The organism is Acinetobacter sp. NIPH 2100, assembly GCF_000369805.1.
Lineage (GTDB): Bacteria > Pseudomonadota > Gammaproteobacteria > Pseudomonadales > Moraxellaceae > Acinetobacter.
Genome location: NZ_KB850224.1, coordinates 2,157,057 through 2,180,567, shown reverse-complemented (window position 1 = coordinate 2,180,567; position 23,511 = coordinate 2,157,057). Strand labels below are relative to the sequence as shown.

Sequence of the window (23,511 nt, the reverse complement as noted above, 5' to 3'; positions counted from 1 at the left end):
GACCATGAAACATATCGTCATCCCAGCTCGTTTTGCGAGTTCTCGTCTTCCAGCAAAACCGTTACTCCTGATTCATGGCCGTCCAATGATTCTCCGTGTGGTCGATCAAGCGAAAAAAGTTGCTGGTTTTGATGATTTGTGCGTTGCGACCGATGATGAGCGCATTGCTGAAGTATGTCGTGCTGAAGGTGTTGATGTGGTTTTGACAAACCCAGATCATCCATCGGGTACAGATCGGCTGAGTGAGGTTGCTCGTATTAAAGGATGGTCAGCAGACGATATTATTGTGAATGTTCAGGGGGATGAACCCTTACTTCCTGCGCAACTTGTGCAACAGGTGAGTCAACTGTTGATTGATCATCCACATTGTGCCATGTCTACTTTATGTGAACCGATTCATCAGTTAGAGGAATTTCAACGCGATAGTATTGTCAAAGTGGTGATGAGTAATCGCAATGAGGCGTTATATTTTAGTCGTGCAACCATTCCTTATGATCGTGATGGAGCAAAACAGGCTGAACAGCAAGTGCATAATCAAGCTTTTCGTCATTTAGGCTTATATGCCTATCGCGTCAAATTGCTACAAGAGTATGTCACTTGGGAACAGGGACAGCTTGAGAAATTGGAAAGCTTAGAGCAACTTCGCGTGCTAGAAAATGGCCATCGTATTGCCATTGCTGTGGCGGAAGCAAATTTACCCCCTGGTGTGGATACCCAAGCGGATCTGGATCGATTAAATGCAATGCCTGTGAGTTTATTTGAATAATATTATGGTCGATACTCAATCTACAGTGATTTACCCATGGCATGAGCAGACCTGGGAATTGCTCAGTACACGATTCCCAGAACTTGGACATGGTCTATTGTTTTATGGAAAGAAGGGCTGTGCCAAGAAAGAGTTTGCGGAGCGTTTCGTTGCTTGGGTATTGTGTTTGAATAAACAGCCGCAACATGCTTGTGGTGAATGTTCAAGTTGTCAGTGGTTACGCTCAGATACGCATCCAAATTATGTGCATATCACGACGGATGAAGATAATAAAAAACAAAATGCCAAAATTAAGATTGAGAAAATCCGAGAACTTCTGCCTTTTGTTCAGCAAACTGGTGAAGGTTGGCGTGTTGTAATGATTGAACCTGCTGAAGCATTAAATACCGCATCAGCAAACGCATTGTTAAAAACCTTAGAAGAACCTGGTGAAAAAGTTGTTCTGATTTTACTTGCTGATCATTACTTAAAACTTCCAGCCACGATCCGTAGTCGTTTACAGCATTTTGCGCTAGACCGAATGTCGATTCAGGATGCACAAGCATTTGTACAACAACAAATTCCAGAGACTACAACCGAACAAGTTAAACTGTTATTGAATCTTGCCAATGATATGCCACTGACGGCGATTGAGATTGAAAAGAGTGTTTGGCTACAAAAGCGGGCTTTATTCTTGAATGATTGGTTTAAATTGGTAGCTGAAAAAAATATGCCTTTAAACTATTCAAATAAATGGTCTAAAGAATTAAATTTTTCTGAATTTATCACGATGTTTGAATATCTTTTAGCTGATATCGTGAGTTTAAAACTGAACCAATCGTTAAAAAATGATGATTTAGATTTTAACCCATTGGCAGAATTTTATAGCTTAGAGGCTTTGTTTACAATCTATTCGGATTTGCAGCAAAAGAAATTAATGGTTGAGCAAAATGTACAAACACAATTGGTTCTCGATGAGTTATTTATTCAGTTAATGAATGTGAGTTAAGTAAGATTTAATACAGAATGAAGTTTTATTTTATCAAATAAGCTTTATTTTTGATTTTGATAGATCTTTGTTTTTATAGCATTTAATTGAGTTTTGTATATAAATTGTTCGTCTCTCTTTAATCCTGATTGAAAGTATATAAAATGTGAGTTACTTCACAATAATATTAAAAAATAAGGAATATGGAGATGAAAACAACATTTATAGCGATTGCTTTATCACTTACCATGATACCAAGCATTACAAAAGCTGAACCAAAGTTTGTATCGAATATTAATGGCTCATCTTTTGAGATTAATGCTTCGAATTTGGGTACACAGGCATACGAGTGTGTTTATAGCTACTCTTTTAATCATGCTCAAAGTTCTGCTGGAAATCAGTTTAGTGGTAAGTTTTATATTGAAGCTGGGGTAAACAATATTTCGGTACTTACGCGAAATACCGATCAAATGATCAGTAAGTTAAACTTTGATTATAAATGTACCGAAAAATAGAAAAGCATAAACCTAAGCTAGACAGGAAAAAAACCGCTCTTAAGAGCGGTTTTTTTATGGCAAAAAATTTTCATTATACAGAATGTTAAAAATTCACATCTTTTATTAAATATGTTATTTTTTCACATAGCGCTTTGCTATGTAAGTTAGGGAATTTTGAGATGCATATAAAAACACTTTTAGTTACTTTAAGCCTTCTTTCATTGAGTGGTTGCCAGACTTTGGATTCGGCCATGTCTGCAACGGATGGGATACTCAATAAAACTGGAGATATTTTGAGTGGTGACTTTCGCGGTTTAGGGCCTGCAAAGAAAGCAACTTTGTCTGAAATATGGAAAGACTGGCAGCAAAATGAAATCACCGCGAAACGGAAGTGGGATTCACAACGCCTTGAGGTACCTGGAATTATTACTCGTATTACTAAAACGGGTGAAATCGTTTCTCAAAATCAGATTGCGATTATTTTTAAAGATCCAAGCAATGGGAAGTGTAAAGGGCAAGGACTTACTCGTGATGATTTAAAAGTAAATACAGACAAAATCAGCAATTTAAAAGTTGGTGATCGAATTGTAGTCACTGGCGTATTAGGCACAACAGAATCAAAGTGGGCGACTCAAGGCGAATGTTGGTTCTCCTTTGACAAGGCAGAAATTGTCAAGGCTGCAAAATAATTGATAATGGAGATATAGCAAGCAGGTCTTGCTATATCACTTTCATTTATTGGCATCAGCATCGCTATCTAGATGCACTAAATAATTATGTTTCAGAGTATTCATCTTCATTCAGATCATATTGCTTTTAGGCTGATGTATCTCCTTGTTGGTTTGTCTCAATTGTACTGAGTCGCTAACCAATCCCTTCCAATGGTCTTATCCATCCATAAGTAACTGTCATAAGATTTTAAATAACGCTTTATACAATGCATTATTTGCTCTAATCATGGTAATTTTAGTTGTTTTACAAGGCTTTTGCTGAAACAGTATTTGTTGTTTGCTTGATTGTTTTCTATAATCAGGTCATAAATCACATATAGATCTTTATTTAACGGTCACCAATGGAAACTCTATAAAACTTATCAAAAGGAATGATATTTTTTTAGATTTATCAATGGTATAAAATTATTAATGTTTTAATCGATTCAGTATTTAACAGGGGAATGTTATGCAACCACAAATGATGGGCGGAATTATACAGGTTAATATTCCAGATAAAGCGACATTGCAATCTAGTTTTATGCCTTTTGTTGTCGGTGGTGGTTTGTTCGTACCGACCAAGCAAGCCGTTAAAATGGGACAGGAAGTTTTTGTGTTGGCGACCTTACCAGAGCAATCACAGAAGATTCCTTTAACGGGTAAAGTGATCTGGATTTCGCATAAGCAAACACATTTTAAGCCTCAAGGATTTGCAATCCAGTTGGTTGGTGAAAAAGGTGTGTATTATAAAAATGAAGCTGAAAAGTTATTAGCGGGTATGAAAGGCTTGGATCGTCCAAGTTATACGATGTAGTTGTAAAGAGAATAGGAAGACAGAGTGTTTGTTGATACGCATTGCCATTTAACCATGTTAGATCTAAATCCTTATCAAGGAGATTTAGATCAAGCACTTGAACAAGCTCGACTTGCAGGTGTTTCGAAATTCATGGGGATTTCAGTTGATCTGGAAGATCATATTAAATTGGCAGAAATTGCAGCCCGACATGACGATGTTGGGTATTCTGTAGGTGTGCATCCTTGTGAAGATGAGCAGATCATGGCACGTGCAACAACGGAGTATCTGGTCAATCTTGCTCAGTCAGACAAGGTATGGGCTTTGGGTGAAACAGGTCTGGATTATTATCACAGTACCGACTTCGTGGCTGAGCAAAAGCGTTGTTTCGCACGTCACATTGAAGCCTCTAAAATTGTTAAAAAGCCTGTTGTAGTTCATACGCGAGCGGCAAAACACGATACTGTGGATATCATTCGTGCAGAACAATCCACGCATGGTATTTTGCATTGTTTTACCGAAGATTGGGAAACTGCAAAAGCTGTTTTGGATTGCGGATATTATATTTCTTTCTCAGGTATTGTCTCTTTCAAAAATGCGCAGGACTTGCGTGATGTTGCCAAGCAGGTGCCACTGGATCGTTTACTGATTGAAACGGATAGCCCTTATTTAGCACCAGTCCCGTATCGTGGTAAAACCAATGAACCTAAATACGTTCCTTTTGTAGCAAAAGCGCTAAGTGATGTATATGATAAATCGGTTGAAGAGATTGGCATGATTACAACGCAAAATTTTGAGAATCTCTTAAATTTGAAATAAACGGTTTTGTTGTACTAGGAAAGAGAGTTATTACGTGAAAATGGATCGTCAAGCTCAGTTTAGAGCACGAGAAGTATTAATTTTTCAAATCGCGGAGCAACTCCTATTAGAAAATGGTGAAGCTGGCATGACGCTCGATGCTCTGGCAGCAGAGCTAGATCTTGCCAAGGGTACTTTATATAAGCATTTTCAGAGTAAGGATGAGCTGTATATGTTGCTCATTATTCGTAATGAGCGAATGTTGCTTGAAATGATTCAAGACACCGAAAAGGCATTTCCAGAACATTTAGCTTTCTTCATGTTGCATCATTTACATCATCCTGAGCGTACAGCGTTATTTCACCAAATTGAGGAACGTCTCTCAACCACTGGACAGGGTATTCAATTACTGTTCAGTGAGTTGTATAAAGTGAGAAGACAGCGGTTGCGTATTATTATCCGTATGACAGAAAGTTATTTACTGGACATCAATAGTACGATGACAACACGCGATTATCTCGCTTCAGTTTGGTCGTTGACCTATGGTGCGGCGGTTATCCTGAATTCAAGTTTTTATCAGCGTTATTTGGGATCGAGAGATACATTGCGTGTCGCTTATATAGAGCAAGCTTTAGCATTGCCAAAGCTACTTGAACAATCTGTTCCATAGTCGAAAATAGAATGAAATCACCACAGAGATTACAAACAGGTTTTACGCTTATTGAGGTCATGGTGGTGATTGTCATTATGACCATCATGGCATCTTTGGTGGTCTTAAATATTGGTGGGGTCGATCAACGCCGAGCGATGCAAGCCAGAGAGATGTTTATTCTAGATCTCAAAAAAATTAATAAAGAAGCGACTGATCAAGCCAAGGTCTTTGCTTTAAATACTCAAAATGCCACTGATGTTGCACCATTTAGTTATAATTTATTTGAATATCATGACCAAAGCCGTGAACAAATTCAGCAGGCTGATCGCACTTGGCAACTGTATAAAGAATTTAAAACACGTCAATTACCAGATCGTGTTTCTTTTAGTATTCAAAGCTTAGATGCTGAAAACTATAACAAAGCAAAAAATGAAGACTTATTGGGCGGCAGAGCTCCTCAGTTGATTTGGTTTGGGAATGGCGAGGTAAAACCTGTTCGGATCCAGTTCTATTATGAGCAACAACCCATTGGCCATGAGTTTGCATTAGATCACTTGGGTAAAATAGATGAAAATTAAATACTCAGAAGATCGTGCTTTGCCGTCTTATAAGGTGAACCTTTGCACTCGAAGCAGAGCTTTCGGTCTTGCAGCAGGGAGACCTGCTCACTTTGAGTATAGCCCTCCGTCATCTTGCGAAGCTGAGCTTCTCAGGGAGAAACGTTGTTTCTCTAATCCAGTTGTAACTCAAAGCATAGCTTCTCGCCTTGCGACACGATCGAGCGTTGCTCGATTTAATCGTGTCTCAGGATTTACATTGCTTGAAGTGATGGTTGCACTGGCGATCTTTGCAGTTGCAGCGATTGCTCTGACCAAAGTCGCTATGCAATACACACAATCAACGTCCAATGCGATCTTGCGGACCAAAGCGCAATTTGTGGGTATGAATGAAGTCGCTATGATGGAAATCAATCAGGAATGGCTGGAAGGAACACAGTCAAAACAAGTCACCTCTCAAGGTGAAACCTGGCAAATTGACAAAAAAGCCCAATCCACGATTAGTCCCAAGATACAGCGTATCGAATTGCAAGTCAGCTTGTTTAATAATGAGCAAGGTAAGGTTGAAGCAGGTATTACCAATCTTGTGTTCTTTAACTATCCGGCACAGGCTAGAACACAATGAAGTATAATTACAAGCATGGTGTTTCACCTCGCTCAGGCTTTACTCTGGTTGAGTTACTAGTTGCAATTGCAATCTTTGCAGTACTTTCTATGTTGGGCTGGAAGGTTTTTGATTATTTATTAAAAGTAAAAGATCGTAATGCTGAGCATGAGTTACACCTATTTGCATTGCAAGATGCCTATCAGCAGGTTTTAAGAGATAGCCTGCAAATCATTCCATTGACCGCCAATGATGGCAGGCAACTGCAAGCAGCTTTGGTTTTAAATAATGGAAGTTTTATATTTAGTAAGGCTGGTGTTTCAGATCCATTGAAGCAAGGGCTGTCACCTTATGAACGTATTGAATATCGCTATGATTCAGCACAGAAGAAAGTATATCGGTTGAAATATTCAAATCTCAATATTCCGAATCGTGTACAGCCTGTATCAAGTACATTATTGGAAAATGTAGATCAATTTAAAGTGATGGTTTTGAATCCACAAGAATTGACGCAGTGGCCCGAAAATAGTGATCCAAGCAATATTGCTGAATTGAAAAAATTACCGCTGGGTATAAAGATACAGTTAACTTTTGCGGGTACAGATTATGAATGGATTTATAGCTTGTTGAATACACAGGTGTATTTGCAGGCGATAGGAAATTCAAATGGCACGGGTGGAAGCACAAATCCACCAAATAATAAAGATAGATCAAATTCTCCAAGTCCCACTGAGCTTCCTACACAATGAGCAAGAGGCAATATCCCGTGATTAAAAAGGCTCAAAGTTATGGAACATCTCAGCGTGGCATTGCATTATTGACCATTCTTGTCATGGTGGCTTTGGCAACCATTCTTGCAGCGACCATTGCTAAACGACAAACCAATACCTCTGAAAATACAGGGTATCTGATGCGTCAAGATCAATCTTTATTGTATGCAAAAAGTGCTGAAGCCTTTTTTTCTGAACTCTTGATTCAAGATAGTGATAATGGAAGCAGTATTGATCACCTGCAAGAGAATTGGGCCAAGCCTATGCCTCCATTTCCGGTTGAGGATGGCTCTGTTTCTGGACGTTTAATGGATGAATCAGGCAAATTCAATCTTAATAATTTGGTGAAAGCAGATGGCAGTCAAGTGGATGATTCTGCTCGACGTTGGTTTGAAAAGTTACTGCAACGTGTTGGCTTGCCAGCAGAGTTGAGTCAAGCCGTGATTGATTGGCAAGATGTCGATGATGAAACTACAGGTGCAATGGGGGCTGAGAGTAATTATTATCAAGGTTTAGATCCTGCATATTTGGCCCCAAACACCAAGTTTCACAGTGTTGAAGAATTAAAACTGGTGAGGGGATTTGAGGGTAAAAATTACGACTTAATTAAGCCCTATGTCACTGCATTGCCTGAACAAACGAAAGTGAATATGAATACCGCACCAGCATTATTGCTTGCCAGTATTGATCCAAAAGTTGATATCAAAGCAGTGGAGCAAGAGCTTAAAACCAAGCAAGCGAATTTGACCTATTTTAATAATGTTGATGATTTGTGGAAATTAAATGCTTTTTCTGGGATAGAAGAGCAAAATAAAACTGATGCCGTTGCTTTGTTGGATAGCAAGTCCAATTATTTTACTGCACAAATTGAGGTTGTTTTAAGCGAACGAAAAAGGCAATTTACAAGTTCTTTGATCCGAAAAGATAAGCAAGTCTTTGTATATTCAAGAAGTCTTTCACCATTTCAGTAGCTTTTAATATTGGTTTATCAAATGGTGACAAGATTTAAAATCAATCCCAATGCACGTTTTTTTGCTTTATAATAAAATCCGTTTGCAGATAAAGATTAGCTTGGTGCATGTTAATTCGAAAATTGTTTAAGTTTGAAAATGCTCATATTGTGCGTAACTGTACATCGGATCGCTGTAAGCGTTCGATTCATGGGCATAGTTATAAAGTTGAATTATTATTAAAAGCGTCAAAGCTCGATCACGGACAAATGGTTTATGATTTCGGCTTACTCAAAGGCGTGATCAAAGAATTGTATGATAGTTTTGATCATGCAATTTGTTTTTGGCAGAAAGATGATCCTGCTTATATCGATGCATGTAAAACATTTAGTGCACGTTGGATTGCTTTACCCGTTTCGCCTTCGGCAGAACAGTTTTCGCGTATTTTCTTTTATCTTGCTCAGCAGGTATTAAACTCAACAACGACTCAAAATGGTGAGGGTGATGTTGAAGTTTATTCGGTGATTGTACACGAGACCGATACGGGCTACGCTCAAAGCTTTCAAGAAGATATTGATAATGCGCAAATGGGTACTTTAAGTCTGGATCAAATCGTATTTTCAGAACAAGTACAGGCTGAATGGAGTGATGTTCAGATGTATGAAAACCTGAAAAAAGGAATCAAGTTCCAAAATCCAAACGTAGAATTACAAGTCAATATTTGAGTGCTTTTTCACTCAGGTGAGTGAACTTATTTTCAAGGAATATGGATGCAATTTACTGAACAGCAACAGGACAAATTAAGTAAAGTTCAGTTGGACGAGTCTTGGAAAATTTCATTGTCAGAGTTCTTGCTCAGTCAAAAAATGGATAATTTGCGTGAGTTTTTACAGCAAGAAAAACTTGCACAGAAAACGATTTATCCACCAAGTAAACAGATTTTTAACGCGATGAATACCACGCCACAAACGGGTGTTAAAGTCGTGATTTTAGGACAAGACCCTTATCATGGTCCGAATCAAGCCAATGGTTTGAGCTTTTCGGTACAAAGAGGGGTTGCATTACCGCCATCTTTACGTAATATTTTCCATGAGTTGCATACAGATTTAGCTGTGCCTGTTTCACGTCATGGTGACTTGAGCAAATGGGCTGAACAAGGTGTACTGTTACTGAACAGTGTACTAACGGTAGAAGCAGGACAACCAACCTCACATCAGAAACAGGGATGGGAAGATTTCACTGATGCAGTGATTGATGTATTAAATGAACAGCGTGAACATATCGTGTTTATTTTGTGGGGCGCTTATGCTCAACGTAAAGGGCAACGTATTGACCGTAATAAACACCTTGTTCTAACAGCAGCGCATCCATCACCACTTGCTGCGAACCGTGGTGGTTTCTTTGGCTGTAAAGTATTTTCTAAAACCAATCAATATTTGAAACAACATGGCATTGAGCCTATAGACTGGCAATTGGACGCATAATGACTTCTCCTGATTTAAATAGCTATCATCCAGATTTAGTTATTGAACATGCAAAAAACGGTTGGCGAATCATTCGTCTTAATCGACCTAAATCTTTGCATGCTTTAGATGAGCCAATCGTAAGTGCTCTACTTCAAGTTTTCGAAGATTTTCATGTAGATGATACCGTTAAAGCGATTTGGTTTGATTCAACAACACCAAAAGCATTTTGTGCGGGCGGTGATGTTCGCAAATTACGCCAGTTGGTGATTAATCAGGAAGTTGATGCTGCGAACCTATTCTTCCAGCAAGAATATGCGCTTGATTTACTGTTGCATAATTACGCCAAACCGATTGTCGTCTGGGGTGAAGGTTATGTGATGGGTGGTGGGTTAGGCTTGTTCATGGCTGCACCATTCCGTTTGGTTACGCCGTATTCACGTTTGGCGATGCCTGAAATCAATATTGGTTTATACCCAGATGTCGGTGCGAGTCGCTTCTTGGCTGATCGTGGTCAGATCGGCTTGTTCACTGGCTTAACAGGTTCAATCATGACTGCCGCTGGCGCATTTAGTATTGGTTGGGCAACACACATCTGTGAAGCGCAACGTGACAATGTGCTTCAGAAAGTTTTGAATGTAGATTGGAATCATTATCCAGCGGGTGCATTCAGAGCCATTGATGACACTTTAAATAGTTTGCATCGCCCAGTTGCCTCTGGACCATTACAGAACTCAATTGATGTGATTCATAGCGTCTGTCGTGGACAAAGCTTTGAATATGACTATCAATCTATTATTGGTTTAAGTGATGCGAGTAGTGATTGGTTGCGCCAAGCCAGCGAGAACTTGCAGAAAGGCTCTCCAAGCACAGCTGCGATCACATGGCTGTTATGGCAATGGGGCAAACAAGGTCATGCATGGGATGAAGTGTTTGCATTAGAAGCACAAATTTCTGATTGGAAGATCCGTCATCCAGACTTTGTCGAAGGTGTGCGTGCTCGTTTGGTTGATAAAGATTTGTCACCAGAGTGGAAAGCAACCGAGCAATTGAGCTTAAAAGGTATTTTGGGTGACTGTGCTCCAGTGACCAATATTGAGAGCTGGAATGCGTTATTAAAGCAATACGGTGTCATTGCCTGATTGTGATGAGTTCAGAAAATCGTAATGATGAATATTGGATGCAGCTTGCCTATGAGCAGGCTGCATTAGCTGCAGCACAGGGTGAAATACCCGTCGGGGCAATTTTGGTGAGTAATGGACAGGTACTTGGTGCTGGCTACAATGCGCCCATTAAATTGTCAGATCCAACGGCACATGCTGAAATACAGGCTATACGTGCTGCTTGCCAGTCTTTGGATAACTACCGGTTGCCTGAAGATACTACGCTCTATGTGACACTCGAACCTTGTACCATGTGTGTGGGGGCATTAATTCATGCACGAATTCAGCGTGTGGTTTTTGCGACGACCGAACCTAAAGCAGGTTCATTGGTGAGTGCTAGACAATTGCTCGACAGTGGTTATTACAATCATAAATTTGTTTTTGAACAAGGTTGCTTGCAAGAACAATGCTCATTGCAATTGAGTGCTTTTTTTAAGCAAAGAAGACATGAAAAGAAGAAAATCCGTTCGTCAAAAACGTCCTTAAATGATTAAAAATGTCTCATGAGTTGTGGCAAACTAAGCCTCCGATGATTTTGGGTCACATCAAAAGGCGAACTTATGCGTAATGCAATCACCATACAAAAAGAATTTAATGCACCGATTTCTGAAGTGTTTGACTTGCTGTCAAAACATGCCACTTATAACAAGGCATTTGCACCTTTACAGGTTGTACGTGTCAAAGACTCTGCTGATCCTAAACGTCCTGATGGTATTGGCTCGGTTCGTCGTATGGGCTTTGGTCCAATCAAACCACTCCAAGAAGAAATTACTTTATTGGAAGAAAATAAACGTATTGAGTATAAATTAATCAACAACCCTTTGGTGAAGCATCATTTGGGGCAAATTGATTTTAAAGAAATCACTCCTTTTATTACTTTAGTCACTTATAAGATTGAATTTACGGCAAAAGCGCCCTTAGTAAGCAAATTAGTTCTTGCACAACTCAAAGCAGCGATTACACTAGGTTTTTCAAAATTAGCCAAATCAGTTGCTTCATAAGAGATGGGAATGACAGTTCATATAATTACGATTGATGGTCCAAGTGGTTCAGGCAAAGGAACATTGGCTGCAAAAATTGCCGCACATTATGGTTTTAATTTATTAGATTCTGGTGCGTTATATCGTTTACTTGGATTGTCATTGTTCCAGCGCGGTTTGCTGGAGCAAATTGATGCACATTTAGATGAATGTGTTGAATATGCTACACATTTGGATATCGAGTTTAAATCTTCAGACGCTGCGACAAAGATTCTTCTGGAAGGTGTTGATGTCACCCAGACCATTCGTACTGAACAAGTGGGAGAGTATGCGTCTAAAGTTGCAACCGTTCCTGAATTAAGAAAAGCATTATTTGCACGCCAGCGTGCATTTATTCAAGCACCAGGATTGGTTGCGGACGGTCGTGACATGGCAACATCGATCTTTCCAGAAGCTCAAGCCAAGATTTATTTAACAGCATCGGCAGAGTCTCGAGCAGAGCGACGCGTAAAACAGTTGCAGGGTATGGGTCTTGATGCTAAAATAAGCGACATTTTATCTAACATACAGGCTAGAGATAAAAGAGATATGGAGCGTACAGTTGCTCCACTCAAGCCCGCTGATGATGCGTATGTCATTGATAGTTCTACAATAGGCATCAATGAAGTGTTTCAGTTGATGGTTGACTATATCAATAGCCGTATAAAATAGATACACAATTTTTTTATCAGTTGAAGCATTGCTTGATCAGATTTTTTGGACAATGTAACAACTTAACTAAACCGGCCTTGTCTGATCCAAGACCGCGGACTTTATCAGGTATATCATGACCGAATCTTTTGCAGCCCTCTTTGAAGAAAGTGAATTAAACCTCAACGTTGAAAAGGGTGCAGTCATCCAAGGTACTGTTGTTAGTATCGATTCTGACTGGGTTACTGTTGACACTGGCCTTAAATCTGAAGGCGTAGTTGACCGTGCTGAATTTTTAAATGAACAACGTGAACTTGAAGTTCAAGTTGGCGATACTGTTGACGTAGTTGTTGAAGCACTTGACAACGGTATGGGTCAAACTGTTTTATCACGTGAAAAAGCGAAACGTGCTGAAACTTGGACTAAACTTGAGAAAATCTTTGAAGACGGCGAAATCGTTACTGGTGTTATCTCTGGTAAGGTTAAAGGCGGTTTCACTGTTGACATCGGTCCTGTACGTGCATTCTTACCAGGTTCTTTAGTTGACACTCGTCCTATCCGTGACACAACTCACCTTGAAGGTAAAGAGTTAGAGTTCAAAGTAATCAAACTTGATGCTAAACGTAACAACGTTGTTGTATCTCGTCGTGCAGTTATGGAAGCTGAATCTTCAGCTGACCGTGAAGCATTGCTTGCTCAACTTGAAGAAGGTCAAACAGTTACAGGTACTATCAAGAACCTTACTGATTACGGCGCGTTCGTTGATCTTGGCGGTATTGATGGTCTTCTACATATCACAGATATGGCTTGGAAGCGCATCAAACACCCTTCAGAAGTTGTTGAAGTTGGTCAAGAAGTTACAGTTAAAGTACTTAAGTTTGACCGTGAGCGTAACCGCGTATCTTTAGGTCTTAAGCAATTAGGCGAAGATCCATGGTTAGCGATCATGAACCGTTATCCTAAAGGTTCTATCGTTAAAGCGCGTGTAACTAACTTAACTGATTACGGTTGTTTTGCTGAAATCGCTGAAGGCGTTGAAGGCTTAGTACACGTTTCAGAAATGGACCACACAAACAAAAACATCCACCCATCTAAAGTTGTTCAGATTGGTGATGAAGTTGATGTTATGGTTCTTGAAGTTGATGAAGAACGTCGTCGTATTTCATTGGGTATCAAACAAACTCGTGCTAACCCATGGGAAGAGTTTGCTAAAGCAAATGAAAAAGGCGAAAAAGTTTCTGGTACGATCAAATCAATCACTGATTTCGGTATCTTCATCGGTTTATCTGGTGGAATCGACGGTTTAGTACATTTGTCTGACATTTCTTGGAACGAACAGGGCGAAGAAGCTATCCGTCGTTACAAGAAAGGTGACACAGTTGAAGCAGTTATCTTATCTGTAGACGCTGAAGGTAACCGTATCAGCCTTGGTATCAAGCAATTAAACAGCGATCCATTCAATGACTTCTTAGCTGCGAACGAACGTGGTGCTTTAGTTAAAGGTACTGTGACTGCTGTTGATGCTAAAGGTGCTACAGTTAAATTAGCTGATGACATCGAAGCGACTCTTAAAGCTTCTGAAATCAACCGTGATCGCGTTGAAGATGCAACTAAATTCTTAGAAGTTGGTCAAGAAGTTGAAGCGAAGATCATCAATGTTGATCGTAAATCTCGCTCTATCAACTTGTCTATCAAAGCGAAAGACGAAGCTGAAGAGAAAGAAGCAGTGAACACTGTTCGTCAAGCTGCTGCAACTCAACCAGCAGACAGCAATGGTCCTAAGACTATTGGTGACTTAATTAAAGCTCAAATGAAGTAATTTGTTAAAAGGTACGTTTCTTGTAACAGAGACGTACTTTTTATACAAAAATACTGCAAACGGTAGCGTAGTAATTATATACTGCGCTACCGTTTTGTATTTAAACAGGTTATTATTAAAAACATTGAAAAGTAGCAATAATTAAAGAGGTCATCGATGACTACTGAAGCACTTAATAAATCTGATTTAATTGAACGGATTGCACTAAAAAACCCACACTTAGCTGAGCCTTTAGTTGAAGATGCAGTTAAGATTATGATTGATCAAATGATCGAAGCACTTTCAAGTGGCGATCGTATTGAGATCCGTGGTTTTGGTAGTTTTGCTTTGCATCACCGTGAGCCACGTTTAGGACGTAACCCTAAAACTGGTCGATCTGTTGATGTTGCAGCGAAAGCAGTTCCACACTTTAAACCTGGTAAAGCACTTCGTGATGCAGTAAACGAATCTGGTGAATAAGAATTGAGGTGTTTATGCGTTATGTATTAATTGCATTACTTGTTGCCATTTTTGGCTATTCACTCGCTTTGGTTCTTCAAAATCCAGCTGAATTACAAGTAGATTTATTATTTACCCAAGTCCCAGCAATGCGTTTAGGTCTTCTCCTGTTATTGACTTTAGCATTAGGTATTGTGGTTGGTTTATTACTTGGTGTTCAAGTTTTCCGAGTTTTCCAAACCAGTTGGGAAATTAAACGACTTCGTAAAGATATTGATCATCTTCGCAAAGAGCAAATTCAGCTCGCACAACAAGCTGCCGCAGAAGCTGCTGCAAGTGTGAGACATGAAAAAACAGTATTGGATATTAATCCTGAGAGTCAAACTCGTACTCCACTGTAATTGAGAATATTTTGAGGGTTGTAAAGTCTGAAGATTTTATAATCCAAAGAAATAGCCCTTTATTTGATTTAAAGGGCTATTTTTTATGGGAAACCGAGATATCTTAAACTTGCAGTCATTAACATCGCCACTAGAATAACAACAATCAGTGAATATTTTTTCCATGCGAAAATGATTGCGACACAAACACCAATGATTTTACTGATGCCACTAAAATGGGTTTCTGTAAAAAGAGTATTAAAGATAGCCAAGGTAAAGAGCAGTACGCAAGCGGAGTCAGCAAGAAGTTGTTTATGCTGTTCTTTGAAGGTCATGCGATTGGCGAGATAAAAACCTGAGTAGCGAATCAAATACGTACCAAGGGCAAGTACAATAATTCCAATAAAGATATAACTTTCACTATATTTCATTTTGACTTGCCTTTTAACAGTAGACCTAACATGGAAACGAGTACAGGTAAGCCTGTTGGTAGTAAGGGGATAGATGCCAAGGACAGTATGCTGCCTAAAAGCACACGATGACGAGTGGTTTTATTTCTAAGCATTGGGAGAATTAAGGCGAACAGAATGGCTGGGAATGCGGCATCAATACCAAATGCATAAATATCTGGAATGTTTTTACTCAATAGATAGCCAATAAGCACACCAATCGGCCAAAGAATAGCAATCCCTATTCCACACATCCAATACGCTTTTTGCTTGGCTTGATCATCTTGCTGGCTCAATCCAAACATGACACTTTCATCATTCATGATATGGCAGGCAACAAATCGATAAGCATTTTTTTCAATAAATGTTGCAACAGATAACCCAAATGGTAGGTGGCGTAAATTGATTAATATGCCAGTCAAAGCTGCGAAAATCGGATTTGCGCCCGTTGCAATCATACCAATAAACGTAAATTCTGCGGCACCTGCGAGTACAGTAAGTGATAACAGCAAAGGAATCCACAAGGGTACATCAAAGCTCGCAGCAACAGAGCCTAAGGAAATACCGACAATTCCAGTTGCAATCGAAATTAGTATGATGGCTTTGATTAGATTAAATCGTTCTTTATCTTGCATCTTTGTTTTCTATATCAAACGAACGTACGATATAATAGATTAATTTTATATCGTTCGTCAAAACGAACATTCGTTTTTTATGGTGTTATATGACTTTGCCAATTGAAATTGTTGCGAAAGGCTTACAAAGAGAAAGACAGAAGTCTGGACTATCATTAGCCGAAGTGGCTCGCCGAGCGGGAATCGCGAAATCGACGCTTTCCCAATTGGAAGCAGCTCAAGGGAATCCAAGTCTGGAAACTTTATGGGCTTTATGTGTTGCTTTAGATATTCCATTTGCGAAATTAATGGAATCGAATATTACACAAACACAAGTGATTCGTTTTGGTGATGGCCCATCGGTAAGTTCTGAAATTGCTCACTATCAAGCAATCTTATTGGCCAATTGCCCAACGGGTGCTAGACGTGATGTATATATGTTAACAACACAACCTGGTGAGCCGCGTTGTAGTCAGCCACATCCGATTGGTAGTATTGAACATATTATTCTGATGAAAGGGCGAGCAAAAGTGGGTTTGATTGCAGAACCTATTGTCCTGAATGAAGGGGATTATATTTGTTATCCCGCAGATCAAGCGCATATCTTTGAAGCCTTAGAAGTAGATACCAGAGCGATTTTGATATCAGAGCAAAGATAGAGATCATTTTATCATTTTGGAAAAGCTTTTTTTCATAATGATGACTTTCTTGCTTTGTTCATTTTATTAATCACTTTATAATTAGCCGATTTTTATGTGATGGAACTAGATTCGTGAGTATTATTGTTGCCCTAGACGCAAAAAGCCAATATGACGCCTTAACTATTGTAGATCAGCTTGATCCGTCACTTTGTCGTGTCAAAGTAGGCAAGGAGCTTTTTACTCATGAAGGTCCATCAATCGTTAAGAACTTGCAAGATAAAGGTTTTGAAGTTTTTCTTGATTTAAAATTCCATGATATTCCAAACACCACTGCTCAAGCGGTATGTGCTGCCGCGGATCTAGGTGTATGGATGGTGAATGTACATGCCTCAGGTGGTCGCAGGATGATGGAAACCTGTGTTGAGCGACTCAAAGCAGGTAACTATCAAACGCAACTGATCGCAGTCACTGTCTTGACTTCAATGGGTCGTGAAGACCTTCGTGATCTAGGTTTAGATATCGAACCTGTTGAACATGTAAAGCGTTTAGCAAAACTGACTCAAGACAGTGGATTGGATGGTGTGGTGTGTTCAGCACAAGAAGCCAAAATACTTCGTGAAATGTTAGGTCAAACGTTTGCATTGGTAACACCGGGTATTCGCCCAGAGGGTTCAAATGCAGATGACCAAAAACGTATCGTAACGCCAAAACAAGCAATCCAAGACGGCTCAACGCATTTGGTTATCGGTCGTCCAATTACCAAAGCTGAAAATCCAACTGAGATGTTGAAATCAATTTTGGCTTCCATCTAATGCAGTCAAATTTTTAAAATTTCATACTCAGAAATAAGCTGATTAAGAGTGGTGCGATGAGCGATAAGATCAATCCACTCATCATGGCATGTGGGACATAATGTGTGCCACATGATTGCTTTACCATTGCAAGGGTAACATCCATTGAGGTTGCCCCAGCACTTGAGATTGCAGAACGTGGAAAGCGCCAGCCAAGACAATACATCAATAAAATTGCAAAGATTTCTCTAAACAAGTCGGTTAATAAGGCTATTCCACCCAATTTGGCTGAATGCAATTCCGTAAATAAAATCCCCGACATCGAATACCAGCCATAGCCTTGAGCTAAGGCCATCACTTCATTGAGACCATAGTCATTGGATAAAATGAAATAATTTAACAGCGCTGCCAAGCATGAACCAACAAATGCTGCCACGGGAACCAATAGAATTTTCCAGCTTAACCAGCTACGATCAAATTGGGTGAAAGCCAACTCAACACCAATTAAAAAGATAAAAACCAGTAACAAGTACCAACTATTAAAGGTCATTTGAAGTTCTGAGGCATTCACAAGCATGCCTAAAACAATCCCGACTGCTAACGCTAAAAAGGCTTTGCCGATATTCTTCAATGCATTTAGAAAAAGGTGTAAAGAAATTTTCCCTTGTACACTTTGACGATCAATCAGCTTATAAGTCATTAAACAAATGAAAAAAGAACCAATTGACGTGGTAAAGGCAATCAGTAGGGCTGGCGGGAGAATGGCAGCAGGATGGTCAATATGGTTGAGCGCTTGAGTGAGTTCAAAAGCCACACTAATCAGCAAAATATAGGAAAAATAAGGAAGAATTTTAAATACGAATTGTTTAAGTGTTTGTGAAAGATGTGGGGCTAAAAAATAGCCTAAGCTTAGGCAGATAAAAATTTGTAAGATTAAAACAAGAGAGGTCATACAATCTGAGTGTTAAAAGTGCTGATTTATTATGCAGGGAAATCTGATACTTGAATAGATTTATATATCATTTGATATAGAAAGTTTTGAAGCAGAACCGATATCCATAAACGAAGGTCATTTTGCTTGGTAAAGGATTGATTGATGTATTGTCACTTGAAAAGATAGTTATAAATACAAGGGCTTATTCTGCTATGAATATGAGGTGAGCTGAAATATACTTTTAGCAGTAACAGAGGTAGATGATTTGTGACAGCAGCTAAGATTCAAAAAGTGGCATTAGAACGTTTTGCAAAACAGGGCTTTGCAGCAACATCTCTAAATGAAATTGCGACGGATGTGGGGATTAAAAAGCCTTCGATCTATGCACATTTTAAGAACAAGGATGAACTCTATCTCAGTCTCATTCCAATCATGATTGATGAAGAATTGGGGCATGCCAAGACTGTTCTGCAAGGCGGAGAAAAAATCCAGCAGCAATTACGTCATTACTTTGAAAGTATCGAGCAGCGCTTTGATGCATCTTACGGGGTTCAGTTTTGGATGAATGCATTAATTAGCCCGCCTGTACATTTATATGATCAGGTAATTGGGCCGATGCATGTTTTTATGGCAGAGCTAGAACAGGTATTTTCTCAAGCAATTCAACACTCAAGTTTAGTAGAGCACAAGTATCAACTGGATAGTTTGGCTTTGGCTCGTGTTTGCATGAGTTTTGTTGATGCCTTACAAAGTGAGTTGATCTATGGTGGGCGAGAGAAGTTTCAACTGAGATTGGACGCAATTTTAAAAGCATTAAATATTCTGATCAGCGCCTAAGTCCAGACACTGATCAGATCTAGAGCATTCTTTATTCTGTTTCTGCTATAGCAAATGATTCACGCTGTTCTAGTGCTGCATAAAGACATAAGCCCAGAGCCATAGCACCACAAATAAACAGGCAGGTCGGAAGTAGGCTAATATTGATTTCTATTAAGCTCACAACAAAACCGATCAGTGCCGCGAAAGCATACTGTAGTAAGCCCATTAATGAGGAGGCAGCCCCCGTTAAATGTTGTGGACTTTGCTGCATGGTCAATGCTGTTAAATTGCCAAAAATGAACCCAGTTGACCAGATGCTTAATCCTAAAAGCGAAATGTATTGCCATAAATTTAAATCATAAAAATATAGGCTGAGCATCAAAATAAAACTAGAACCGCTGAATAAACACATACCGATGACGAGCAATTGTTGAGCCGACCATCGTTTGAGTAACAGGATTGAGGTTTGCCCCAGAATAATTAGACCAATGGCATTGGCTGCAAACAAGGTACTAAAACTTTCGTTATGAATATGATAATGCTGAATAAAAATAAATGGTGATTGGCTGAGGTATACAAAGAAAGCACCTAAGATAAATCCACCAGCAAGCGTATAACTGATAAAGCTTTTATTCAGGCAAAGTGTTCGATAGCTATTTTTGATTGCAGTGAATTGCAATGCTTGTCGATATTGTGGTTTTAAGGTCTCTGTAATGAGTTGATTTCCCCATAGCCATAGGATCGAACCAAGCACTGCCAATGTATAGAAAATTAAATGCCATGAGCCGATGCGTAGAATCAAGCTACCCAACAAGGGTGCCAGAATCGGAACAATCATCATCACTTGCATCAAGATAGAAAAATTCTTGGCACTGGTTTTAGCATCACACACATCAGAAATAATGGCTCTTGGAACCACTAGACCTGCTGATGCACCAATCGCTTGTAAGAAGCGTGCTGCCAGCAACCATTCAATGGTGGGTGCAACAGCAGCCAAGATTGACCCCAAGATAAAAATAGCAATTCCGATCAATAATGGATTACGGCGACCAAAGCGGTCAAGTAAAGGGCCGTAGATACCTTGACCAATGGCCAGTCCAATCAGAAATACTGACAGGGTGAGCTGTATATGGCCTGGCGTTGTGGCAAAACTTTCTGCAAGCAGTGGAAAAGCAGGCAGATAGATATCAATTGCCAGAGCATCTAAGGCTGTAAATAGGGAGAGCAGTAATAATAAAGACCAACTGATCGTTGAGATGGGAGTAACAGCTTTCATGTTTTATGTACTCTTGCGAGGGAAACAATATTTATTTTAACTACCTAACGGTAGGTAGTTAAAATGTTAGCATGATTATTTGTGGTTTGCATAGATAAAACAGGGGATTAAAGACTCACCAATAAATTGGAGAAAAAAAAGCACCTTTGAGTGTTCAAAGGTGCTTCTTATGTTTGAAAGGATGAGGTTATTTCATCTTAAGCGGCATTGTTTTTTACATTCGTCGCTGTATGGATAAAATTATAATCAGCTACATTTACTTTGCGTGTTTCAAGCCAATATCGCCATGTATAGGTTGGCCATAACGAGAAATTCTTACCATCCGCTGCCTGATACCAACTGCTACAACCGCCAGCTTGCCATACGGTACCTTTCAGTTGCTCTTGTACACGTTGATTGAACTGGTCTTGTATTTGATGCTTGATCTCAACCGCTTGGCTGCCTGTTTTATCAACGGTTTGGATCAATTGTAGAATATAGTTGACCTGAGACTCGATCATGAAAATCACAGAGTTATGGCCAAGAATCGTATTTGGTCCAAGTAACTGGAACAAATTCGGGAAGTTCTTGGTGCTTACACCATAATAGCTTTCTGCACCATCTTTCCACGCTTGTTTAAGTTCAATTCCGTTACGACCAACACAATTGAAATGCTTTAAGTAAATGCGTGGGTCTGTAATAAAGCCTGTCCCATAAATTAAGCAATCAATTTGGCGTTCTTTGCCATCTTTAGTGATAATGCCATTGGCTGTAATTTCTTGAATGCCTTCCGTCACCAATTCAACATTTTTACGGTTGAAGGTTGGGAAATACTTATTTGAAATAAGGATGCGTTTACAGCCCATGACAAAATCTGGTGTCAATTTTTTCGCAAGCTCTTTGTCTTTCACTTGATAGCGGATAAACGCTTCAGCAAGTTTTTGACCATATTTCATAATCTGTGGTTGCACGATGGGTACAACACGTGACTCATTGGTCCAATAGAGGCGGGTACGGTGAATTTGGCGATAAATATTCGATGCTTTAAATAAGCTTTTACTGAGCTGAGAATATTTACGCTCATCTCGTGGAATGACCCAAGCAGCGGTGCGCTGGAACACATAAAGCTGTTTTACTTCTGCTGCAATTTCAGGAATATATTGAATCGCGCTACCACCAGTACCGATTGAAACGACTGCTTTGCCGTTTAGATCGTAATTGTGATCCCATTGAGAAGAATGGAACACTTTACCTTTAAATTTCTCAATGCCTTTGATATGTGGAATTTGTGGCACATGCAATGGGCCTGATGCAAAGATCACAAATTGAGCTTCAAGTGTTGCATGATCTTTAAATTCTACCGTCCAAAGGTTGCGGTTTTCGTCAAATTCGGCATTGGTGACTTCATGGTTGAATTTGCAATAATCTTTAAGTTTGTATTGTTCAGTAATGTCTTGAATATAATTAAAGATTTCATCTGCTTCTGCATAGCGTTTCGACCAGTCGGTTTTGGGGGCAAATGAAAGGGAATACATATGTGATTGAACGTCACACGCTGCGCCAGGATATTGGTTTTCTCGCCATGTACCACCAACATCGTTGGTTTTTTCTAAAATTACAAAATCATTGATTTGACTTTGTAATAGTCGAATAGCCATTGCTAAGCCACCAAAGCCTGCACCAATAATTGCAACTTTTGTTTTTTGAATCGCTTTTTTGGTTACATCACGCATAGTCTACGTCCTACACAGCTAAATTTTGTGCAAGTTTAACGATTTTGGCGAGATTAAATATGATTGTATAGACGCAAAACTTGATCATTTCGGCAATTCATTTGCACAACGTTTTATAGTAAAACATTAAAGTTTTGAGAACTGCATTCGGAACTATGAAGAGATCTATCCTCGGATTGATGTATTTGATTCAAGGCATGCGTCATGTCGGGATCGACGTGGATGCACGTTTAGCAAATATGGGAATACAAGCCGATGCTTTAGATCCAAGCTCAATTATTCCAGATGAGATTGAATGGGATATTTTGCAGCATATTAGTCAGGATATTTCGCCTGAACAAGGTCTATTTATCGGACAGCATTATGCATTAGCAGGATATGGACCCTTCCTGATGTTACTGGTCACCAGTGATACTTTGCATAAAGCTCTATTAAATGGGGTTCAGTTTCAGCAACTCACTCATCTCTTTGGTTCTTTACAGTTAAGGATTGAAGATGACTTGATCCATTTGCTATATCGACCGATTGATTTAAGTATGCATTTAGGCCAATTGAGAGCGCAATGTGAAATCTCAGGTACCTATAAGTTTTTACAAGATATCTTTAAAATGATGGGGCTTGATGTCCCTCACATTCAGATTGAACTGCCATTTCATCGACCAAAAGACTTAACATTGCTTGCTGCTTATCAAGATTATTATGGACATGATGTCAAATTTGGGTGCGCGCAAGCCGCTTTTATTTTAGAAAATACACAAATTTTAAACACTAAAATTCCGTCTGCCGACATTTTGACGTATCGCATTTATGAAGAAAAATGCCTACAGGATATTCAACTTTTAGAAAAAACGGCCAGTCTCAAATTGACTGTTGTTGAATATGTCGAGGATTATCTTGAAATGCAAAATGGGGTCATTCCAAGTATGGCAGAAACGGCTTGTGCCCTGGATATTCCGGAACGTACTTTGCGGCATCAATTGCAGCAAATGCAGACCAGCTATAAAGAAATCCGCGAAAGATTAATCAAACAGAAGGCAATAAAGTTTATTGAAAATAGCTCATATTCCATCGAACAGGTTGCCGAAATGTTAGGTTATTCTGAGCCTGCTGCATTTAATCATGCCTTTAAAAGATGGTTTGGATTGAGTCCTCGGCAATATCATCGAAATCATTAAATGATTAAAAATGGTACATTATGATGTTTAAACTCTATGATAATTAAGCCTAAAATCTAATGTCATTGAACGGAATGTTCGATATAATTTTCACCAATTAAAA

29 protein-coding genes are annotated in these 23,511 nt (G+C 39.3%); 24 read left to right on the top strand and 5 right to left on the bottom strand.

Going from position 1 to position 23,511, the window contains the following annotated elements; translation table 11 throughout:
• The first annotated feature begins 4 nt into the window (after positions 1-4).
• The 20 genes from kdsB (at position 5) to F887_RS07850 (ending at position 15,018) form a co-directional block, all read left to right on the top strand.
• Positions 5-766: a 3-deoxy-manno-octulosonate cytidylyltransferase gene (gene kdsB, locus F887_RS07755; RefSeq protein WP_005294671.1), complete on the top strand. Its 762-nt coding sequence runs from the start codon at positions 5-7 to the stop codon at positions 764-766.
• Between the two features lie 4 nt (positions 767-770).
• On the top strand, positions 771-1,754 hold the full coding sequence (locus tag F887_RS07760; protein ID WP_005294669.1) for a DNA polymerase III, delta' subunit: 984 nt from the start codon (positions 771-773) through the stop codon (positions 1,752-1,754).
• 188 nt (positions 1,755-1,942) lie between these two features.
• Complete coding sequence (locus tag F887_RS07765) at positions 1,943-2,248, top strand: hypothetical protein (protein WP_005153463.1); 306 nt, start codon at positions 1,943-1,945, stop codon at positions 2,246-2,248.
• A gap of 161 nt (positions 2,249-2,409) precedes the next feature.
• On the top strand, positions 2,410-2,919 hold the full coding sequence (locus F887_RS07770) for a hypothetical protein (protein ID WP_005294667.1): 510 nt from the start codon (positions 2,410-2,412) through the stop codon (positions 2,917-2,919).
• A gap of 490 nt (positions 2,920-3,409) precedes the next feature.
• The gene (locus F887_RS07775; RefSeq protein WP_005187977.1) at positions 3,410-3,754 is read left to right on the top strand and encodes a PilZ domain-containing protein; all 345 of its coding nucleotides are present in this window, start codon (positions 3,410-3,412) and stop codon (positions 3,752-3,754) included.
• A gap of 24 nt (positions 3,755-3,778) precedes the next feature.
• Positions 3,779-4,552 (top strand): TatD family hydrolase, encoded by a 774-nt coding sequence (locus F887_RS07780; RefSeq protein ID WP_005153456.1) that lies wholly within the window; start codon positions 3,779-3,781, stop codon positions 4,550-4,552.
• Positions 4,553-4,592: 40 nt separating this feature from the next.
• Complete coding sequence (locus F887_RS07785; RefSeq protein WP_032862890.1) at positions 4,593-5,201, top strand: TetR/AcrR family transcriptional regulator; 609 nt, start codon at positions 4,593-4,595, stop codon at positions 5,199-5,201.
• A gap of 11 nt (positions 5,202-5,212) precedes the next feature.
• Positions 5,213-5,761 carry a pilus assembly FimT family protein gene (locus F887_RS07790; protein ID WP_005153451.1) on the top strand — a complete coding sequence of 183 codons (549 nt, stop codon included), beginning with the start codon at positions 5,213-5,215 and terminating at the stop codon, positions 5,759-5,761.
• Positions 5,751-6,365: a type II secretion system minor pseudopilin GspI gene (gene gspI, locus F887_RS18330; RefSeq protein ID WP_081401642.1), complete on the top strand. Its 615-nt coding sequence runs from the start codon at positions 5,751-5,753 to the stop codon at positions 6,363-6,365. Before F887_RS07790 ends, gspI begins: the two co-directional genes overlap by 11 nt.
• Entirely contained in the window at positions 6,362-7,093 is a 732-nt protein-coding gene (locus F887_RS07800) for a type II secretion system protein GspJ (RefSeq protein WP_005294661.1), read from the top strand. The genes gspI and F887_RS07800 overlap by 4 nt, the downstream gene beginning before the upstream one ends.
• 17 nt (positions 7,094-7,110) lie before the next feature.
• Positions 7,111-8,085 carry a type II secretion system minor pseudopilin GspK gene (gene gspK, locus F887_RS07805; RefSeq protein ID WP_005294659.1) on the top strand — a complete coding sequence of 325 codons (975 nt, stop codon included), beginning with the start codon at positions 7,111-7,113 and terminating at the stop codon, positions 8,083-8,085.
• Between the two features lie 107 nt (positions 8,086-8,192).
• Complete coding sequence (locus tag F887_RS07810) at positions 8,193-8,789, top strand: 6-pyruvoyl trahydropterin synthase family protein (protein ID WP_005294657.1); 597 nt, start codon at positions 8,193-8,195, stop codon at positions 8,787-8,789.
• A gap of 45 nt (positions 8,790-8,834) precedes the next feature.
• Positions 8,835-9,548 (top strand): uracil-DNA glycosylase, encoded by a 714-nt coding sequence (gene ung / locus F887_RS07815; protein ID WP_005294654.1) that lies wholly within the window; start codon positions 8,835-8,837, stop codon positions 9,546-9,548.
• Positions 9,545-10,669 (top strand): enoyl-CoA hydratase/isomerase family protein, encoded by a 1,125-nt coding sequence (locus F887_RS07820; RefSeq protein ID WP_171067358.1) that lies wholly within the window; start codon positions 9,545-9,547, stop codon positions 10,667-10,669. The genes ung and F887_RS07820 overlap by 4 nt, the downstream gene beginning before the upstream one ends.
• Before the next feature lie 5 nt (positions 10,670-10,674).
• Entirely contained in the window at positions 10,675-11,184 is a 510-nt protein-coding gene (gene tadA / locus F887_RS07825; RefSeq protein ID WP_005294651.1) for a tRNA adenosine(34) deaminase TadA, read from the top strand.
• 66 nt (positions 11,185-11,250) lie between these two features.
• A complete protein-coding gene (locus tag F887_RS07830; RefSeq protein ID WP_005294649.1) occupies positions 11,251-11,691 on the top strand; it encodes an SRPBCC family protein in 441 nt (146 codons plus the stop codon).
• A gap of 9 nt (positions 11,692-11,700) precedes the next feature.
• Positions 11,701-12,381, top strand: coding sequence for a (d)CMP kinase (gene cmk / locus F887_RS07835; RefSeq protein WP_005294646.1), 681 nt, complete (start codon positions 11,701-11,703; stop codon positions 12,379-12,381).
• 115 nt (positions 12,382-12,496) lie between these two features.
• Entirely contained in the window at positions 12,497-14,179 is a 1,683-nt protein-coding gene (rpsA, locus tag F887_RS07840; protein ID WP_005053831.1) for a 30S ribosomal protein S1, read from the top strand.
• Positions 14,180-14,335: 156 nt separating this feature from the next.
• Entirely contained in the window at positions 14,336-14,638 is a 303-nt protein-coding gene (locus tag F887_RS07845) for an integration host factor subunit beta (RefSeq protein WP_005153429.1), read from the top strand.
• Between the two features lie 14 nt (positions 14,639-14,652).
• Positions 14,653-15,018: a lipopolysaccharide assembly protein LapA domain-containing protein gene (locus F887_RS07850; protein ID WP_005153427.1), complete on the top strand. Its 366-nt coding sequence runs from the start codon at positions 14,653-14,655 to the stop codon at positions 15,016-15,018.
• A gap of 83 nt (positions 15,019-15,101) precedes the next feature.
• Here the strand turns inward: F887_RS07850 and F887_RS07855 are convergent, their stop codons facing one another.
• A complete protein-coding gene (locus F887_RS07855; RefSeq protein ID WP_005294643.1) occupies positions 15,102-15,428 on the bottom strand; it encodes an AzlD domain-containing protein in 327 nt (108 codons plus the stop codon).
• On the bottom strand, positions 15,425-16,081 hold the full coding sequence (locus F887_RS07860) for an AzlC family ABC transporter permease (RefSeq protein ID WP_005294640.1): 657 nt from the start codon (positions 16,079-16,081) through the stop codon (positions 15,425-15,427). Before F887_RS07860 ends, F887_RS07855 begins: the two co-directional genes overlap by 4 nt.
• Before the next feature lie 89 nt (positions 16,082-16,170).
• Between F887_RS07860 and F887_RS07865 the strand changes: the two genes are divergently transcribed.
• Together F887_RS07865 and pyrF are read left to right on the top strand one after the other, a co-directional pair.
• The gene (locus F887_RS07865) at positions 16,171-16,719 is read left to right on the top strand and encodes a helix-turn-helix domain-containing protein (protein ID WP_005153422.1); all 549 of its coding nucleotides are present in this window, start codon (positions 16,171-16,173) and stop codon (positions 16,717-16,719) included.
• A 113-nt stretch (positions 16,720-16,832) separates the two neighbouring features.
• Positions 16,833-17,513 (top strand): orotidine-5'-phosphate decarboxylase, encoded by a 681-nt coding sequence (gene pyrF, locus F887_RS07870; protein ID WP_005294638.1) that lies wholly within the window; start codon positions 16,833-16,835, stop codon positions 17,511-17,513.
• Between the two features lie 13 nt (positions 17,514-17,526).
• Here the strand turns inward: pyrF and F887_RS07875 are convergent, their stop codons facing one another.
• Entirely contained in the window at positions 17,527-18,444 is a 918-nt protein-coding gene (locus F887_RS07875) for a LysO family transporter (protein WP_005294635.1), read from the bottom strand.
• A 249-nt stretch (positions 18,445-18,693) separates the two neighbouring features.
• Between F887_RS07875 and F887_RS07880 the strand changes: the two genes are divergently transcribed.
• Positions 18,694-19,263 (top strand): TetR/AcrR family transcriptional regulator, encoded by a 570-nt coding sequence (locus tag F887_RS07880; RefSeq protein WP_005294632.1) that lies wholly within the window; start codon positions 18,694-18,696, stop codon positions 19,261-19,263.
• 31 nt (positions 19,264-19,294) lie between these two features.
• Here F887_RS07880 and F887_RS07885 read toward each other — a convergent pair whose 3' ends face one another.
• Together F887_RS07885 and F887_RS07890 are read right to left on the bottom strand one after the other, a co-directional pair.
• Complete coding sequence (locus F887_RS07885) at positions 19,295-20,521, bottom strand: multidrug effflux MFS transporter (RefSeq protein ID WP_005294629.1); 1,227 nt, start codon at positions 20,519-20,521, stop codon at positions 19,295-19,297.
• Between the two features lie 197 nt (positions 20,522-20,718).
• Positions 20,719-22,233: a flavin-containing monooxygenase gene (locus F887_RS07890; protein ID WP_005294627.1), complete on the bottom strand. Its 1,515-nt coding sequence runs from the start codon at positions 22,231-22,233 to the stop codon at positions 20,719-20,721.
• A gap of 155 nt (positions 22,234-22,388) precedes the next feature.
• Here F887_RS07890 and F887_RS07895 point away from each other — a divergent pair, with 155 nt between their 5' ends.
• Positions 22,389-23,408: a helix-turn-helix transcriptional regulator gene (locus tag F887_RS07895; RefSeq protein WP_005294625.1), complete on the top strand. Its 1,020-nt coding sequence runs from the start codon at positions 22,389-22,391 to the stop codon at positions 23,406-23,408.
• Positions 23,409-23,511 lie beyond the last annotated feature (103 nt).

Excerpts from the sequence above, each read along its gene's own strand:
- tadA (WP_005294651.1), top strand. The coding sequence starts at position 10,675 with ATGAGTTCAGAAAATCGTAATGATGAATATTGGATGCAGCTTGCCTAT.
- F887_RS07885 (WP_005294629.1), bottom strand. The coding sequence starts at position 20,521 with ATGAAAGCTGTTACTCCCATCTCAACGATCAGTTGGTCTTTATTATTA.
- F887_RS07830 (WP_005294649.1), top strand. The coding sequence starts at position 11,251 with ATGCGTAATGCAATCACCATACAAAAAGAATTTAATGCACCGATTTCT.
- F887_RS07775 (WP_005187977.1), top strand. The coding sequence starts at position 3,410 with ATGCAACCACAAATGATGGGCGGAATTATACAGGTTAATATTCCAGAT.
- F887_RS07875 (WP_005294635.1), bottom strand. The coding sequence starts at position 18,444 with ATGACCTCTCTTGTTTTAATCTTACAAATTTTTATCTGCCTAAGCTTA.
- F887_RS07800 (WP_005294661.1), top strand. The coding sequence starts at position 6,362 with ATGAAGTATAATTACAAGCATGGTGTTTCACCTCGCTCAGGCTTTACT.
- F887_RS07860 (WP_005294640.1), bottom strand. The coding sequence starts at position 16,081 with ATGCAAGATAAAGAACGATTTAATCTAATCAAAGCCATCATACTAATT.
- F887_RS07765 (WP_005153463.1), top strand. The coding sequence starts at position 1,943 with ATGAAAACAACATTTATAGCGATTGCTTTATCACTTACCATGATACCA.
- F887_RS07845 (WP_005153429.1), top strand. The coding sequence starts at position 14,336 with ATGACTACTGAAGCACTTAATAAATCTGATTTAATTGAACGGATTGCA.
- F887_RS07770 (WP_005294667.1), top strand. The coding sequence starts at position 2,410 with ATGCATATAAAAACACTTTTAGTTACTTTAAGCCTTCTTTCATTGAGT.
- rpsA (WP_005053831.1), top strand. The coding sequence starts at position 12,497 with ATGACCGAATCTTTTGCAGCCCTCTTTGAAGAAAGTGAATTAAACCTC.
- F887_RS07895 (WP_005294625.1), top strand. The coding sequence starts at position 22,389 with ATGAAGAGATCTATCCTCGGATTGATGTATTTGATTCAAGGCATGCGT.
- gspI (WP_081401642.1), top strand. The coding sequence starts at position 5,751 with ATGAAAATTAAATACTCAGAAGATCGTGCTTTGCCGTCTTATAAGGTG.
- F887_RS07890 (WP_005294627.1), bottom strand. The coding sequence starts at position 22,233 with ATGCGTGATGTAACCAAAAAAGCGATTCAAAAAACAAAAGTTGCAATT.
- ung (WP_005294654.1), top strand. The coding sequence starts at position 8,835 with ATGCAATTTACTGAACAGCAACAGGACAAATTAAGTAAAGTTCAGTTG.
- F887_RS07785 (WP_032862890.1), top strand. The coding sequence starts at position 4,593 with ATGGATCGTCAAGCTCAGTTTAGAGCACGAGAAGTATTAATTTTTCAA.
- F887_RS07855 (WP_005294643.1), bottom strand. The coding sequence starts at position 15,428 with ATGAAATATAGTGAAAGTTATATCTTTATTGGAATTATTGTACTTGCC.
- F887_RS07865 (WP_005153422.1), top strand. The coding sequence starts at position 16,171 with ATGACTTTGCCAATTGAAATTGTTGCGAAAGGCTTACAAAGAGAAAGA.
- F887_RS07810 (WP_005294657.1), top strand. The coding sequence starts at position 8,193 with ATGTTAATTCGAAAATTGTTTAAGTTTGAAAATGCTCATATTGTGCGT.
- F887_RS07760 (WP_005294669.1), top strand. The coding sequence starts at position 771 with ATGGTCGATACTCAATCTACAGTGATTTACCCATGGCATGAGCAGACC.
- cmk (WP_005294646.1), top strand. The coding sequence starts at position 11,701 with ATGACAGTTCATATAATTACGATTGATGGTCCAAGTGGTTCAGGCAAA.
- kdsB (WP_005294671.1), top strand. The coding sequence starts at position 5 with ATGAAACATATCGTCATCCCAGCTCGTTTTGCGAGTTCTCGTCTTCCA.
- F887_RS07790 (WP_005153451.1), top strand. The coding sequence starts at position 5,213 with ATGAAATCACCACAGAGATTACAAACAGGTTTTACGCTTATTGAGGTC.
- F887_RS07850 (WP_005153427.1), top strand. The coding sequence starts at position 14,653 with ATGCGTTATGTATTAATTGCATTACTTGTTGCCATTTTTGGCTATTCA.